The 16,806-nt window shown below is 45.7% G+C and carries 11 protein-coding genes and 1 pseudogene; 2 read left to right on the top strand and 10 right to left on the bottom strand.

The features are described 5' to 3' along the window. Both RMO35_RS16680 and RMO35_RS16675 read right to left on the bottom strand, forming a co-directional pair. Positions 1 to 495: pseudogene (locus RMO35_RS16680) on the bottom strand (ribonucleoside-triphosphate reductase, adenosylcobalamin-dependent); the annotation flags it as partial. Between the two features lie 552 nt (positions 496 to 1,047). Continuing rightward, entirely contained in the window at positions 1,048 to 3,471 is a 2,424-nt protein-coding gene (locus tag RMO35_RS16675; protein ID WP_309742443.1) for an LAGLIDADG family homing endonuclease, read from the bottom strand. A 214-nt stretch (positions 3,472 to 3,685) separates the two neighbouring features. Here RMO35_RS16675 and RMO35_RS16670 point away from each other — a divergent pair, with 214 nt between their 5' ends. Both RMO35_RS16670 and glgB read left to right on the top strand, forming a co-directional pair. Beyond that, positions 3,686 to 4,279: an Npun_F5749 family FMN-dependent PPOX-type flavoprotein gene (locus tag RMO35_RS16670; protein WP_309742442.1), complete on the top strand. Its 594-nt coding sequence runs from the start codon at positions 3,686 to 3,688 to the stop codon at positions 4,277 to 4,279. Between the two features lie 298 nt (positions 4,280 to 4,577). Further along, a complete protein-coding gene (gene glgB / locus RMO35_RS16665; RefSeq protein ID WP_309742441.1) occupies positions 4,578 to 6,887 on the top strand; it encodes a 1,4-alpha-glucan branching enzyme in 2,310 nt (769 codons plus the stop codon). A gap of 74 nt (positions 6,888 to 6,961) precedes the next feature. On the opposite strand, the gene RMO35_RS16660 is transcribed toward glgB, so the two are convergent. The 8 genes from RMO35_RS16660 to RMO35_RS16625 form a co-directional block, all read right to left on the bottom strand. After that, entirely contained in the window at positions 6,962 to 7,294 is a 333-nt protein-coding gene (locus RMO35_RS16660; protein WP_309742440.1) for a DUF5615 family PIN-like protein, read from the bottom strand. Further along, a complete protein-coding gene (locus RMO35_RS16655; RefSeq protein ID WP_309742439.1) occupies positions 7,291 to 7,521 on the bottom strand; it encodes a DUF433 domain-containing protein in 231 nt (76 codons plus the stop codon). Before RMO35_RS16655 ends, RMO35_RS16660 begins: the two co-directional genes overlap by 4 nt. Positions 7,522 to 7,788: 267 nt before the next feature. Then, positions 7,789 to 8,775, bottom strand: coding sequence for a cytochrome f (petA, locus tag RMO35_RS16650; RefSeq protein ID WP_309742438.1), 987 nt, complete (start codon positions 8,773 to 8,775; stop codon positions 7,789 to 7,791). A 123-nt stretch (positions 8,776 to 8,898) separates the two neighbouring features. Continuing rightward, the gene (gene petC / locus RMO35_RS16645; RefSeq protein ID WP_309742437.1) at positions 8,899 to 9,438 is read right to left on the bottom strand and encodes a cytochrome b6-f complex iron-sulfur subunit; all 540 of its coding nucleotides are present in this window, start codon (positions 9,436 to 9,438) and stop codon (positions 8,899 to 8,901) included. Positions 9,439 to 9,575: 137 nt separating this feature from the next. Next, a complete protein-coding gene (locus RMO35_RS16640) occupies positions 9,576 to 12,188 on the bottom strand; it encodes an ABC transporter substrate-binding protein (protein WP_309742436.1) in 2,613 nt (870 codons plus the stop codon). Positions 12,189 to 12,314: 126 nt separating this feature from the next. After that, positions 12,315 to 13,769 carry a DUF1822 family protein gene (locus RMO35_RS16635; RefSeq protein WP_309742435.1) on the bottom strand — a complete coding sequence of 485 codons (1,455 nt, stop codon included), beginning with the start codon at positions 13,767 to 13,769 and terminating at the stop codon, positions 12,315 to 12,317. Positions 13,770 to 13,828: 59 nt separating this feature from the next. Beyond that, positions 13,829 to 15,037, bottom strand: a complete 1,209-nt coding sequence (locus RMO35_RS16630) for a hypothetical protein (RefSeq protein WP_309742434.1) — start codon at positions 15,035 to 15,037, stop codon at positions 13,829 to 13,831. Positions 15,038 to 15,142: 105 nt separating this feature from the next. Beyond that, entirely contained in the window at positions 15,143 to 16,510 is a 1,368-nt protein-coding gene (locus RMO35_RS16625; RefSeq protein ID WP_309742433.1) for an ankyrin repeat domain-containing protein, read from the bottom strand. Positions 16,511 to 16,806 lie beyond the last annotated feature (296 nt).

The raw sequence follows: 16,806 nt of genomic DNA, 5'->3' as shown, positions 1-16,806 counted from the left end.
GCGGAAAGTGATCCGGCGGATGAAACGTTGCGCTTTGGGCGCGTGCCAGCCCGGAGAGGCACCAGTGAGCAGGGATTTGGTACCCGATGGTTGGACTGTGGTACAGCGATTGGGACGTTTGATCCCATGTCGATCGCAATATTCCCACACTGTCTGCTCGACGATTTCGCGCCAAGTGTTCAGATATTCATGTTCTTTTTGCTTGTAAGCAATCCCCGCCGCAGTTGCTGGACGACCTGCCGTCCACCACTGGAGCCATTCGGAGCCAAAGGCATGAACGAAGAAGTCAAATAAACCCGTAAACGACACGCCGACGATCGGATCTAGTTCCCGACTGTATTGATAGCGTGGTTCTTGGAATTTATGGTTGAGTAATGCAGCAACGCTCAAGGCACTAGCCGTAAAAGCGTCTTGCTGTTCTTGGTGGTTATTTGGATCGAGCTGGTTCAAATGTACTTCCCCCAAATTGCAGTGGAAGTTGGTACCGAGAATCTCCAATTTTGTTATCCTAAAGGCTTTTTATCCTCTAGTTCTACAGATTCTAAATTCTCTGTAGTTCGGCGTACATTTTCACTTAATTTAAGTTGTTAAGTGCCCCGCACTCTTGGAGGTTTATATTCTGGCACCCACCAGTTTCATCCTCTACGCTCTACGGTGTTAGAGATTTTTTAATATCTCTAGTTACCTCGGTATTAGCAGGTTAATTAATATCTAAATATTGACAACCATTTCACAGCTTTCACCGATTTTGCAGGGTTTTTAAAGTGAGGCAAATTTATCTACCACACGGATTTAATCCGAACCTAGACATTCGATGTTCTAGTTCTAGTTCTATGTCTAGATCGACAATATTCTTTGTTTCATTACTTATAGTAAATGTCATTAATTTTGCTATATCAGATACTTGACTAACTGCACTAGACAGCTAATCAAGTATCCTAGCACAATTCAAATCATCACAGAGTATTATATCTACTCATCTTCACAACGACCCATTGCATAGTTGATGAGTACTAGCTCACGATCGTTGCCAAGCTGTGTACTATATTACATTTGTTCCTTAGCCTGATTCTTATATGCAGCTAACAACTCCCTTAAATATCCTTTTGCTAGCTCTTGTGACTGCCCATAAAGATCGATAAAGTGTTGTTTCTTGTCTGGTGTATCCAATAGATCGGCATTCGAGCGAGCGACGGCTTCACCAGCCCACTGAATCGCACCTTCACCCGAATGATATTGCTTCTGAACGGCAGCAACACACTCCTCTAAAGTGGGTTTGTGATGGAAAACACGGGTATGATTGCTCATCCGCAAAGCATCGCGTTCTGGATCGATTCTCCAGTTACCATGTTCGTCTTGTTGCCAGAGATTATCTTTGGCAGTTGCACCAAGGGTATCGCTAGCATTAAATTGGCGCATTCCGGCACTATTTGAAACTAGAATTCCTTCACAGACAAATTCATGAATGCTGGCTACTTCAATATCATAAGTATGCGATGTGCGAACATCCATTTCGACTGAATCGACTTTAACAGGAATCAGATCTGTCGCTTCAGGAATAAACTTCTTGAGCGTTGGCACAATCATTTGCTCTTGTTGATTGCTCCAACCATATCGATAAGTATTTACCAAAGGTCTGACCATGTTTCTGGGAAATCCGTGGTCTTTAAAAGAGTGAGGACGTTCTTTACTCCGATCGGCAAATACTATAGAATGTTGGTTGAATATCGATGCTGTATCGTCGAACGCTCGTCCGCCAACAGTTACTAGTTCACCTTCCCACTTGCCAGTTCGTTTCCGAATGGATGCACATAGGCGAGTTGTGATGCCTAATGAAGCATAAATAGTCTGAACTTGGCGTAAGAAATCCGCATGAACTGATGCGACTAATACGCCCTGACTAAAGCAACCATCAGCATCAGCTAATCCAGCAAGATAAGCTTCCCGAATATCTTTTGTACCTAGTAATATACAGTCAGGAACTGAAATGCTTTCAAAAGGTTGTTTAAATTTAGATAGATATTGGTTTAAAACGCTGGAATTAAATTGCAGCTCAAAAGCTTTCGCTTTGCACTGTAATGGTGTTGTAAGTGTGTGAGTATCTAAACCAAATAACTTACCGACACTAATTAACTTTTCGAGAATTTGCTGTTGATGTTCGGCAACTCGAAATCTGACTCGCCAACCATCGCTAGCAACCGAACCATCTCCATGTAAATACCCAATAAAGTAGGCAACATCAGGAGTGAGTGCAGGGACAGTAATTCGTTTGGAATGGGGAGCTAGTTCACCTTTGAATTCTGGTAATTCTGTTGGCGTACCAGGAATAGATTGGGGCACGAATACCAATCTGTCGTTTGGTTGGAGATCTTTGGCTTTCACCATCCGATAATTGCCATAGATGTCCGTGAGGACGGCAACTTTATGATCTGCCGTACATTCAAAGTAACTATCTTGAGTCTTAATTCGACACAATGATTGTTCGCCTTGGTCGAAGAAGTTTGTGACTGGGTAGAATCCTTTGCTAGTTAAAACTCGATCGCCAATTCTGATTTTTTCAATTGGGACTAATCCCGATTCAGCATGTATTAAAGCACCAGCAGGTAAGCAGCGGCGGATGTTTCCAGCGACAATAGTGACCGCAGCTTCATCGATTAACAGACAGCATTCAACCGAGTTTAATTGTCTACCAACCGCCTTGTTTAGTATCCCTGCGCACCGACCGTAAAGTTCTGGCAGTCTTACGGGATTTGCCATACCACCAAAGCCTTTGAGCTGTTCGCCAGCGGGACGGACATTGCTCAGGTCGATCGAGACGTTCACCTCACCATCAAAGCGATTGTCGCTCGATAATTCTAGTAATATTTTATAAGAATTAACCCAACCTTGGCGACTATCGCCGACGCGAATTGTTGCTTTGTTTTCAGCAATTTCAACGGTACTTAATTCCTGACGATTCGCGATCGGGACGCCACCGATTTCATTAGCAATGGCGATATTGAGTTTATTTTTAACAACGGGTAATTTACCAATTAGATCTGGTTCTAAGATTGCCCCCGTTCCGCAACCCATCATCGCTAAATCCATCATCAGGGCAAAGGCTGCCCAGTCACAGACATTTGTACTCGTACAATTGTAGGCACCAGAAAAATTCTGGGGTTGCTCCAACCATTCGCTACCGCCAACCCACAACCACCGTCCCGACGGCATTGCCTTTACCTGACGCTGCATTCGATCGATAATATCGGCTTCTGCGTCGGTTAGTTTACCTAACTTGACTAAGCCTTTGAGGGTGCGGGTGCAGACTTCTTGCCATGTCTCGCGTCCGGTAGCAGTGAAGCGACTGTAGGTTCTAAAGAAGACAGGATTTGCCGTGGGTGCTGTAGCGGGGAAATCGAGTTGTTGAGCTGAGGCTGAAATCTCCGCGCTCGAACCAGATCCGGAACGAACTCGGTTAAGTTCTCTAACCATGAGTGAGCTATGTTAATTTCTGAACAGAATTAGTAATATAAGGCATCGACACAAGATAAATCAATCTTGTCAAAACCTAAGATTTACGCTACTTCTAGCGATCGCATCGCGCTCTAATGGCGGAACTACGAGTTAAATAAGTTTGCAAACTTTTTTACTACTCATTTGCTACATTTACACTTGAATGTGTACCGATAAGATTGAAACCCCCATTGTGAACGATAGTCTACCACCGTGGCGATCGCCGATCGCCCGCGCCCTCCATCGCAACCGCAGCTCACCCCAAGCACGTTATTTTCAACTGGCAACAGTAGATCGGGATTTGCATCCTCACAATCGCACGCTGGTGTTTAGAGGCTGGTTAGAACCGGGAAGTCAACTGCAATCTGTGACGGATCTGCGATCGTCGAAAGCTCTAGATTTATTAGCAGGTGCATCTCCTTTGGCAGCAGTCTGTTGGTATTTCCCCACCACCCGCGAGCAGTTTCGATTGAGTGGGACGCTGCAACTAGTTACAGCAAAATGTGCAGATACTAGCAACCATAAGGCTCGTCAGCAAGCCTGGATGCAGATGTCTGACTCTGGACGCATTCAGTTCGATTGGGGCACTCCTGGAGCAGATCGGAGTACAGATCCCGAAGCCTTCAATCCACCCCAACCAGATCCGCACCAGCCATCAGCGAATTTCTGTCTATTACTGCTTGAAGTTACAAAAGTCGTGCATCTAGAATTACGCGGCGATCCGCAGAATTGCTACTCATACGAGCGAATTAGTGGTGAATGGCAGATGCGATCGATTAACCCCTAACCGACCAGGATTTTAGGATTAACAGGATTAGGTTGTCAGTACTATCTACTCGTCCAAACTATTACCAATTACCGATTCATCCACCCCCTATTCCCTATCCCCAATCCCCAATCCCCTATCCCCAATTAAGCTACAATAATGTCAGCTTATCGGCTGTTGAGTCAGTAGGCAGAGAGAACATCGGAACTCAATCCCGTACAATAATTATCTGTAAATCGATCGCTTGGTAGCGATTTTTAATTTGTTTAATTATCAATAATTTACTTATTCTTTTTGCGTCAATTTAGGTTAATAATTCATGGTTGCCTCAGAACAGATCGACCGGATAGTCGAAAACAAACATCAAAACCCATTTGAAATTTTAGGCCCTCACCAAGTTAAGGAAAATGGAAAAACTGTTTGGGTGGTACGCAGTTATATCCCCAATGCTGAGTCCGTCTCGGTGATGATTCCCGAAGCGCGGCAGGAGCATCTGATGCAGTCAGAGCATCATCCGCACTTCTTTAGCTGCACGATCGATTTACCCGAATTGAGCAACTACCAACTCAAAATTACTGAAGGGGGACACGAACGGGTCATCTACGATCCTTATGCTTTTACCTCGCCGTTGTTGAGTGACTTTGATATTCACTTATTTTCAGAAGGAAATCACCATCGAATTTATGAAAAACTCGGTGCGCACCCGATCGAGATCGAAGGGATTAAGGGCGTCTATTTTGCAGTTTGGGCACCGAATGCCCGCAACGTTTCGGTAATCGGTGATTTCAATTACTGGGATGGGCGCAAGCACCAAATGGCAAGGCGGGAGAATGGGATTTGGGAATTATTCATTCCCGAACTCAAAGTCGGCACATCTTATAAATATGAGATCAAAAATCAAGACGGTCATCCCTATGAGAAGACCGACCCTTACGGATTTTCGCAAGAACCTCGCCCCAAAACTGCCTCGATTGTTGTCGATCTGAGCGTCCACCAGTGGCAAGATGAAGAGTGGGTCGAAAAGCGTCGCCAGAGCGATCTTTTGCGTCAACCGATCTCGGTGTATGAGTGCCATCTAGGTTCCTGGTTACACGCTGCTGCTGGCGAACCAGCTCAGTTACCTGACGGTACGACTTCACCAGCCGTGATTGTTTCTGACTACAATCCAGGGGCGCGATTTTTGACATATCGGGAACTAGCCGACAAGTTAATTCCCTACGTTCAGAATTTAGGATTTACTCATATCGAACTGTTGCCCATTTCCGAGCATCCCTTCGATGGTTCGTGGGGTTATCAGGTGACGGGTTATTATGCGCCGACATCGCGACACGGTTCGCCGGAAGATTTCATGTATTTTGTCGATCGCTGTCACCAAGCTAATATTGGGGTATTGGTCGATTGGGTACCCGGACATTTCCCCAAAGATGGGCACGGTTTGCCCTTCTTTGATGGTACTCACTTGTACGAACATGCCGACCCCCGCATCGGCGAGCATAAAGAGTGGGGGACGCTGATCTTTAACTACGGACGGAATGAGGTCAGAAATTTCCTCTACGCCAACGCGTTATTTTGGTTTGATAAGTACCATATCGATGGGATTCGCGTCGATGCAGTCAGTTCGATGCTGTATCTCGACTATTGTCGGGAGCCTGGAGAATGGGTAACTAACCAGTACGGCGGACGGGAAAATATCGAAGCTGCTGACTTCCTGCGCCAAACCAATCATCTCATCTTTAGTTACTTCCCTGGTGCCTTATCGATCGCCGAAGAATCCACATCATGGCCGATGGTGTCCGCGCCTACTTATCTGGGCGGCTTGGGTTTCAACCTCAAGTGGAACATGGGCTGGATGCACGACATGCTCGATTATTTTGAGATGGATCCTTGGTTCCGTCAGTTCCACCAAAATAACATTACCTTTAGTATGTGGTACAACCACAGCGAGAACTTTATGCTCGCCCTCTCTCACGACGAGGTAGTCCACGGCAAGAGCAATATCATCGGCAAAATGCCTGGTGATGAGTGGCAGAAACTCGCAAATATGCGCTGTCTCTATGCCTATATGTTTACCCATCCCGGCAAGAAAACCCTATTTATGGGGATGGAATTTGCCCAATGGAGTGAATGGAATGTCTGGTCGGATTTGGAATGGCACTTATTACAATATCCAGCCCACCAGCAGATGAGTCAGTTCTTAACGGATCTCAACTATGTCTATCGTCACGAACCTGCACTCTACACTCAAGACTTTGAGGAGCCTGGGTTTGAATGGATCGATTGTACCGATAGTCGCCATAGTGTCGTGTCCTTTATCCGCCGCGATAAGCATAGCGATGATTGTGTAATTGTCGTCTGCAATTACACCCCGCAACCGCATTCTCACTATCGGATTGGCGTGCCGGAACACGGTTTCTACCATGAGTTATTTAATAGCGATGCGCGTAAATATGGTGGCAGTAATATGGGCAACCTCGGGGGTAAATGGGCGGATGAATGGTCGATTCACAATCGCAAATTCTCGCTAGATATTTGTATTCCACCGTTAGGCGTATCGATCTTCAAACTCGATCGCAATCGCACTGCCGCAGCCTATGAGTGGCGAGACAATAACGCGATCGAAGGTACATAAAATTGCGTTCGATATCGACAATAGGGGGAGTAGATTACTACTCCCCTTATTCTGGAGTACTTGAAGTTAGTGGACTATGATAAAGCAAGTAGCGATAAATTATCATCTGCAAAAAATGACTCGATCGTGTCAAACTCCCGCCGCAAAATATTTTCGACTTGTGATGTCGAACAATTGCCAAGCCTCAGCCAAATAACCTTCGGTGGATTTCCTAACACTAAACTAAGGTCGTGCATGTCCGCATCTTTCGAGACGATCGCTAAATTATTGTCTTTCGCATAATCCCAAACTATTGGATCGATAGTTGCTTTCATCCCTACATCTCGAACGTGAAGCGAATCTGGAAACAGATCGGCTAAACGTTGCGGTAACTTAGGTGACAAGTTTTCGTCGAAAAGTAACTTCATGCAAGTATTGGAGCAGTAATAAACCGCCGCTCGCGATCTGCCGCATATGCAATACAAGCTTTTAAATCTTGCCGAGTTAAATCGGGAAAATCTTCGAGAATCTCTGCTTCAGTCATCTCAGAAGCCAAGTACTCCAGCACTTCATAAACGGTAATTCGTAACCCCCGCACACAAGGTTTGCCACTACGTTTATTTGGTTCGATTGTGATGTAATCTCGGTAGTTCATATTTAGAGAGTAGGCATGGCTTAGGATTTAGATTTGAGTTGATTTTAACACGATTACCTTTGGGATGCTGTGCATACGGCAGGCTTACGCCAACGCAATCGCAGATATACAGGATAGCAATCGATCTAGATACAAGGTAGGGGTAATTCATGAATTACCCCTACCTTATATCTTTTCAATGTGTATCGATCGAGAAGTTACACTCAAAAAAATGCACTAGTTCTAATTACTAGTGCATTTAATTAATTACTAAAATGACAGTAGTTTCTAGAACTCCATTTCAGCAGCTTGAACTTTCTCGACTTGTTTTTTCTTGAGTACTAACAAGATTTGCGATAGCATAATCATAAAGACAAATGCAATCAGACCGAGAATACGATCGGGATTTTGTAAGACGATTTCGATGTCTTTTTGACCGAAACCACCAACGTTAGGATTGTTGGTAATTGCTTGTCCGGCAGTTACAGCCGCACCTTGGGCAATTAGCAGTTCGGGGCCAGCCGGGATTTTGTCAATGACGGCTTCGCCAGTGGCGGGTTGAATGGTGACTTGAGTGCTACCATCTTCTTGCTTGGCGATAGTTGTTACGTTACCAGCAACAGAAGCGTTATAGACGGTGTTATTACTTTTCTCACCAGTGGGATACACTTGTCCGCGACCGCGATTGGCACCGACGTGGACTTGGTATTTACCAAAGTAGATTCCTTTTTCGGTTTTGGGGTTGGGAGAAAGGACGGGGAAAATGATTTCTTGGTACTTATCGCCGGGTAAGGGGCCGATAATCACCATATTGTCTTTACCTTCACCGTAGGACTGGAAGTATAAACCTTGGGTTTTTTCCTTCAATTCTGGGGAGAGACGGTCTTCGGGAGCAATTTTGAAGCCATCGGGTAGCATCAGGACGGCACCGACGTTGAGGGGGCCTTTGGTACCATCTCCAGTGACTTGCTGAATGCTCTGGTCGTAGGGAATTTTAACGACTGCTTCAAACACGGTATCGGGTTTGACAGACTGTGGTACTTCGATCTCGGTAGGCTTAGCAGCGAGGTGACAGTTGGCACAGACGATTCTACCTGTAGCTTCGCGCGGTGTCGCTGGGTAAGTTTGTTGCGCCCAGAAGGGATAAGCTGCGGCGGATTGGGGCGCGGCAAAATCGTTAGCGAACAGGATGCCAACACTAGCCAACATGATAACTAATGTTTTGGTTAACAGCCGCTGGCTGCGTTGCCAAACTGGTAGTAAAGTGAATTTCATAGGTTTGATGATGACAGACGAAGAAAATTAATAATATCCGGATGTTGAGTCAATGGCGACGGGTGGTGGCTGGTAGCTACAGCAGTAAACTAGAAGCTCATTACCGATGAGCTATCGCCTAATTTATGCCCACCAAGCGGGTTCGTCTGTGCGGAAGTCAGTTTCTGTCCACGGTGTAATCGCGATCGTATCATTGGCAGTGACGGCTGCATGAACCAGCGGTAACGATTTGGGCGCGGGACCACGTACCATTTTACCTGCCGCATCGTACTGAGAACCGTGGCAAGGGCACATAAATTTGTTTTCGGCTTTGTTCCAAGGCACCACACAACCGAGGTGAGTACAGATCGCGTTGATACCGTAATCGACAATCGTGCCGTCAGCAACGACGATATAAGTAGGATCGCCTTTTAGCCCTTGTGCCAATTCGCGATCGCCTTTGACTTTACCTGCTAAAAATGCGCTGACTTTGACTTCATTGCCTTGAGCATCTTTGGCAGTCGCACCACCACCAGCCGCACCACTAGCCGGGGGAACGAAGTAAGCGACAAACGGATAGGCAGCGCCCAGAACCATGCCACTAATCGTGCCGAAGGTGAGCAGATTCATGAACTGGCGACGACCGAGATCTGGTACATCAGCGGAATTAGTGATTTGAGTCATAACCTAAATTAATTTTATTTACTTATATCTTTACACAACACTCGGGTGTCAGGCAGTCGAAGAGTTATGGGATCTTATATCAAGCTGAAACCATCTGATATTATGACATTTTTTGGTGTCGATCGGTAGGTATGGAGCTATGGCGCTGGTTGAAACCCGGCACACTTGGTTTGGATACAGATCGGTTGTACTAAACTATTGATTGACTGATAGCGATCGCTACCTGTAAAACTGACATCTCCGGTGATTCCTTGGGTGCTAAAGGTGTTGCTGCTGATGATTTTTTGAATTTCCGCACGCGTCTCCATCGGCGAGCGATCGGTCGGTACTCGATCTAAGGCTTGGATGACTACTTGCGCCGCATCATATGTCATGGCGATGCGATGATCTAGTTGAGCTTTATTACCCCAAAAAGCAGGTTCGACGATCGTATTATTACGATAGGTCGAAGAATGCCACGGTAAACTGATTACTAGTTTCTGAAGTTGGCGTTCGTTAAATCTCGTAAATAAAGTTTGATCTTTGACTACTTCATTACCAATTATTGGTAAGTCGCCATTATTCGCCTCAATCAACGACAACAATCGATCGCGCTCTGGTGCTTCACTAGTATAGGCATCGGGAATCAAGACGATGGCTTGTGCGCCAGCTTGTTTAGCTCTATTAATTACATCGATCGCATTACCTGTTGGTTCAAAGTTAGATTCCTCAACGATACTAATGCCCTGAAGATTTTCTTTAAGCGCCTTAGTCATTGAGTCGCTAAACTTCTTGCCAGTAGTGTGAAATAGAGCAATTTTGGTGTACTTATGAGATTTTAAGTAGTCAGCAATTGCTTTACCGGATATTTTATTATTCGCACAGACTCGAAAGAAGAAATTACCCGGCTTAAGATTGGTGAGTTCGGTCGCAGTACTAGTACTCGAAACTAATACAGTATTATTGCGCGTGTAGCTATTTTTAATCTCGGAGGTGACTTCTGATGAATAGCTACCGATTCCTGCCAAGATATCGCGATTGAGGAGATTATCGATTAATTTAGGCGCAGAGGATTTGTCATTTCTGTCATCGACGATCGCCACTTGCAACTTCCAAGTATGATTGGAATCGGCATTCCATTGTTGTTGAGCAAATGCTACCGCTTTTAACATTCCTGTGGGAATATCCAGGGGTGTCGAGCCAGAGGCTGGGATACTAATGGCAATACTTCTAATTGGCAGATTTTGCCGTTTTAGCTTAGCATTTTCTAACATAATCAGTGTTTCGGGATCTTGCTTGGCATCCCAAGATTTAGTCAGCAGTGGGACTGCTCGATCGTAATCTTTATTAGCAATGGCATTAGCACCAGCTTGTTTGTCCTCGCGCGGACGGATATTTGGGGCTTTAAGTAAAATCTCTTCACCACAGCTAATGCCATCATCTTGGATAAAGTTACAAGCATCCGCTAACTTGGGTGGTTGCGCTATGTACCACCAAGCGATCGTCCCAGCTAACCCAATCCCTAAAATTGATAATTTTTTCACTTTGACCCTTTTAGCTTTGCTAGTTAATAGGGTATGAAAGATCGCTATATGCAGAATTCTTTTTTGCCAGCGCAATCTAATTTTTTTGGGAAAATGTAGGGGAATATCCCACGGCGATGTCAATAAAATGGGCAAAATCGATGCCCCCGGCGCATCGCGATCGTAGAGTTTTAATTCACCCCTAGTTTGAGTTAACGCTACTTCTAGACTATGAGCGCGGGCGATCCAGTAATCGAGTAATCGCTCGAAGAATAGTCTCAATACCTGGTAATGAACGGGAATTCTAAAGGCGATAACATTCGGTACGCCAATTTGTTCGGAAACTAAAGCTCTCGCGACACCAATACTCGAACAACCCGCTAAGATGACTAATTTTAGCCCTTTATTAACGCTGTTTTTAAAAGGTTGCGTAAATTGTTGAATCGAGATACCATCAAAGTTTTCATTGAGATCTTCATTAATATGAATTTTACCATCGCTCCCATTACTATTAGCATGGCTGTGTCCGATGATCGTAATGATATCGAAGACGCGATCGCTAATCGTTCGGAGCAGTTGTTCGCGGGATGGATGCGATAGTAGTTCAAAAATAGCTGGTGCTGGAAAATACTTTTTTATTTCATTAATATCGATCGGTTGCTCGATCCCTTTTTGGCTACCGAGTACTAATAAAATCCTGGGCACATCTGTCCATACCAGTTTTTTCTGCTGCTCTCTCGGTGAAAATACCACACTAACAGAGCGATTGTTTTTTCCTAAAACATTGGTAATAAAAGTGGTATTCTCGATCGGTAGCGATTGAAGTTCATAATCATCCGTAATTATTGCCAATCTAATCGGCTCAGTCGGGGCGATGCCAATTAAGCTTTGGAGTAATCCTTCACGAATGTTCGACCATGAATCTTGTGTAAATGTGCGATCGAGTAATTGCTGAAATTCTCGCACATCCGTTCTCAATTCATCGAGCCGATCGGCAACCCGGTCGATCATTGTATCGGGAATCTTAATACCACCCAGATATTTGCGTTCGCAAGTTGCTGATTTAAACTTATCGATAATTTGACGATTGAGGTTAATTAGTGATGCGATCTTTAATGTCCCATTACCACCATGGTGGGGATTACTTATCGCACCAGTTTTATCGTCGATCGTGGCGATCCGCAACCGCGCAGATAGACAGTCTAGGGCGGCTTCAGGGGCGAGATCGAGTATCCAAATATGGCTCATTATTAACCTCGAATCTAAAAGAGTGGAACTTCTTCAGTACCTCCAGTGTAATCTAGCACATCGCTCGATTTTCACGATCGTTTTATTACGTTGCGTAACAAACATTAGAGCGGCGATCGGCTCTAATTAGATGATAAATGCTTCGGTGATGCTAGTACCATTCATACTAATACAAACATTAAATAAGTTACCGACACTAGCAGTAAAATAGAGCTGAATGTAACTGTCGATCGCTGTCGCTCGGCTTTCAACTTGATAGAGTCGTTCGCCACTTTCTGAGAAGAGATTTAGCTGCACATTTGGTGGTAAACATGCTTCTGTACCGATCGGATACACGCGATTGAGAATAGTGTAAGTACCGTCGAGTAAGGGGATGGCTGCAACCATCAATCCCAGCTTGTGCCCTTGCATGACTAAGCCGAGATCTTTGATCCGACGGTGCCAGTTTTGATTGTTATCTGGCGCGATTTTCCAGAGATATTCTACGGCTTGCCAGCATAATGTGAGATCGGTGGTATGTTGAATTAAATAAGTTAGTAGCAGTAGTGGTGAATCGACATTAGCAGGTAAATCTACTTTTCGAGCGGGATTCTGATTGGCATACAAATTATCAACTGCGCGCTGAATTTCTTGCTCTGTACTTAATATTGTATTCCCAAAGGCAAATAGATCTTTCAGATCGTGAGCATGAAAGAAACCGGGTAAAAGTTGGGGCTGCCAATCGATTCGATCGATCGTCAACCAGCCGCCTTCATTAATATAGTTACTGACTCGATCGATCGACTCAACTTGCGATCGAAACCAATTGGAGATCTTGGTAATTACTGGCAGCGGACGGGCGTATAGATACAAATACTCAGGTGTATTCATAATTGCCCCCCACTCCTCGAACGGTAGCAGTAGACGAGGTGAAAAGACCGATTTATGCTGTTGTAATCGATCGATTGTTGCAGTGGCTGCTGAAGCAGATAATGGTGCTAAGGCACAAACCGATCCTCGCTCGGATGTCAACTCGCCAGCGTTTAGTAGTTCGCAACTCAGCCAGAGCTGCTCTAGCTCGGCAATTAGATCCGCACTATCGACTTCATAGGTGCGAAGCGTGCGATCGAGATTGGCTTTTTTTTGTACGGACTGATGAGAAATAAATCCCCACAAATGGATATAATTATGCTCGCGATTCTCGTTCCGAGAGGCTGTGCCTGACGGCAGGCTATCGCCAACGCCAACGAGTTGGAACGGTACATAGTAATCAGCAGCCCAATTATTCAGATCTACCCATTCTTGCTGAATCTCAAAGCCAGCTAGATCGATACTATCGCTGGGGATAAAAGCCACTCTCACACCAGCTATTAATAATCCGAAACCGTCGATAGCTTTACTAATCAGCGGTAGATATAACTCTTCAGTCGGAAAAGCTGCTTTGACAACCAAGCCCAAATCGCTGAGGTAGTTACTAATTTTATCGATTGTATAACGACTGAGTTCTAGTGGGCTGGCAGATGCCAGATCGGTGATATCGATCCAGACGTGTTCTGGATATATTTCACTTAATAATTGGACTTGTCGATCGAAGATACTCATAAAAATTAAATTAGATTGAGCCACTAACTACTTGGAACAGAGATCTTGTCTTTATGTAACTAGCTTGGCGATATTTTGACTAAAAAATATTTATCTATTAGGGATCGAGCTGTCGCGATCGCCAAGCTATTTTTCTGTGATTTGATGCCATCGGGATGCGGGATCTGCGAGTGCATAACATCGAGTAAGTTTAGGTAAATTTTGCCCAATTGCCGCGAGACTTGGGACTGATCGATCGACATCATTTTGGCAATACTGACTTGATTGAGCTGATGCTGATGGCGTAACTCGACTAGTTTTCGAGTGGGAGCAGGTAAACTACCGATAAATTGCCCGAGCAGAGCAAAAATCTGACGGAGATGGGCATTTGAATCTAGAGAATCCGGCTCTGAAAGTTCGGCTGAACCTTCGATCGAGATAAGTAGATTAGGCTCGTACTTCTCGATAATTGGGTTAGCTTGGGTGCGAATCCAGCCGCCGATTCGCTCGATTATACTGCGTAATTCATCGCTCGTTATTTCAATCGATTTCGAGCTGATTTCGACGCAGATCTCTTGCCAATGATGTAGCTCTAAATTATTAACTCGAATTTTCTTGCGTTCTAAATAGCTTTTAAATAGTTTACAGACCGTAAGATAAGGATCGATCCGATCGGATCCAATATTCCCGATTGTTGCCGTCCGAATTGTCAGCCAACTCGATCGAGACACGACACCTAAGTTTGACAATCTAAAATAAGGATCGCCATGCTTGCGGAGATAAGCAAAAGAATTGTAAGCAACAACCCGATAAGTCCAGGCTTGAAGTCCCGCTAATAGATTCGGGTCATACTCTGGATCGAAACGATCGAATAACTGTCGCAGATTTAAAATCGGTGTAGTTAACCGCTCGAATAATTCTTCTGACTGTTGGTATTTGGGCACTTTTTGCCAAGTATGCAGCGCCGCCTTGAAGGTCATGGCGGTGATAAAATTAAACCAGCAATTATGTCCGCCGGGATTGGCATCGGTAGCGGCTAATCGATACAGATTTGTGACTACTAGATTTGTCAATTGACAATCGGAGAGCAATAATCGATCGAAATAAGCATTTACCGCTAAAAGATCGACTAGCGATATACCTGTAATCTCCAAGTTTCCCGCTCGGGCAATCTGACTAACCGCTTCAGGATCGCATCGCCACGAGATCTTAATCCGGGGTAATCCTTGCTCAAAGGCTAATTTCCACATGGGGACGCGGTAAAATACGCTCAAAAGATTGAGAGGCATAGATGTGAGAGGGTGAAATGCCAGCAATAATTATCGATTGGGAGGACGAGATCGCGTTATGCGCCCAGATCGATCGAGATTTGAGAAATTTTGCTAATATTTTCATCAAACCAGCAGATCGATCGATTGACGATCCGCATTCATCCGCGCTAAATCGAGCGCGGTTAAGCCCCCCTGATTTTTATGAGTCCGACTGGCACCTGCACCGAGCAAAAATTTGACGATCTCTGGCTGCTGGCGATGCGTCGCCCACATCAAGGCGGTGGCACCAGTAGCATCGGCAAGATCGAGCGGTACACCTGCGGCAACTAAAGATTTGACTAGTTCTAAGTTACCGGAGATCGCACTGATAATCAGCGGCGTTTGCCCATCTTTGAACGTTTGGATCGGGGAAACACCCGCCGCCATCAGTAATTTAGCAATATCGGTATAGCCATTGACGATCGCCACTCCAAAGGCAATCTCCCCCTGTTGATGAGCTGATAGATTCATGCCAGACTCCAGTAGCGCAGCTACGGTAGCTGTATGCGCGTGTAATGCGGCTAAAATCAAGGGAGTATCCCCCAGACTAGTAACCACATCCACCTTAGCTCCACGACCAATCAGCAGCCGGAGGAGATCCACATTCCCTTCGATCGCGGCTAGGTGCAGTGCTGTTTCCCCTTCCTCGGATTGGAGATTGGGGTTGGCTCCTGCGACGAGTAAGATCCGGACAATTTCGATTTGCGTCGCCGCAGTGGCGGCAATTAGCGGCGTCCAGCCCTCGTGATTTTGGAGATCGATCGCAGCTCCAGCATCGATTAGCAGTTGAATCGGGGCGACATCACCCCGTTCGGCGGCAATCAATAATAAACTTTCCCCCTCAGCATCCACCGCTTGCGGATCGGCTCCCGCCGCCAATAACAGCGTAACTAGCGTCGCATCTCCTGACGCGGGTACTAATAGTAATGGCGTTTTACCATCCCGGCGGCGATAGCTCACATCGGCACCAGCCGCCAGTAATTGCTGCACTACCGCCGGATAGTTGTAACTGATGGCAATATTTAGCGCATTATCACCAGCCGTATCGATCGTCAGCACCACAGCACCAGCCGCGATGAGGAGTGCGACAATTTCCGCAGCGCCAGCCAGTGTCGCGCCCATCAGCGCCGTACTCCCATCTTCGTTGGTCGCATTCACATCCGCACCGCTTGCCAATAGTTGCCCCACTACCGCCGAGCGATTGGCAACAGCAGCAAACATCAGAGCTGTCGTCCCAAATTGACGCCGCCCCAGATTGACATCCGCACCAGCGGCGAGCAACAGCTCGACAATTTGAGTATCGCCACGTTGAGCGGCAAACATCAGTGCCGTAGTACCTTCGGTATCGGTAGCATTTATCTGGGCACCGCGTTTGAGGGCATTAACCACTCGCGTATAGTTGCCCGTTCGGGCGGACTGGAGGAATAACAGATTAGATTGAGAAGAGATCATAAATTTTGGAAACTCGAAACTGTTGGCGAGATGATGTCTGAGAAGTCTAGCTTGTTAAGCGTAAACCATAGAAAATCCCCCAAAACCCCTTAAAAAGCGGATGCAACCACGCGGAGGTTTCCGACCCATGGCTTGCACCAAGCAGGGGGCTAAGATCCGGATCTTAGTCCCCCTTTTTAAGGGGGATTTAGCGGATGCGCGCTCGTTGGGTTCCCCAACGGTTTAGCGACCCAAATCACGCGGAGGTTCCCTCCGCATGTGTTTGGGTCAAGACAGCGGCTCGCAGCCGGGAGGTT

This window comes from Chamaesiphon sp. OTE_20_metabat_361 (assembly GCF_031364565.1).
Note: the sequence above shows the minus strand (reverse complement) of the source record. Positions and strands in the feature narration are given on the sequence as shown.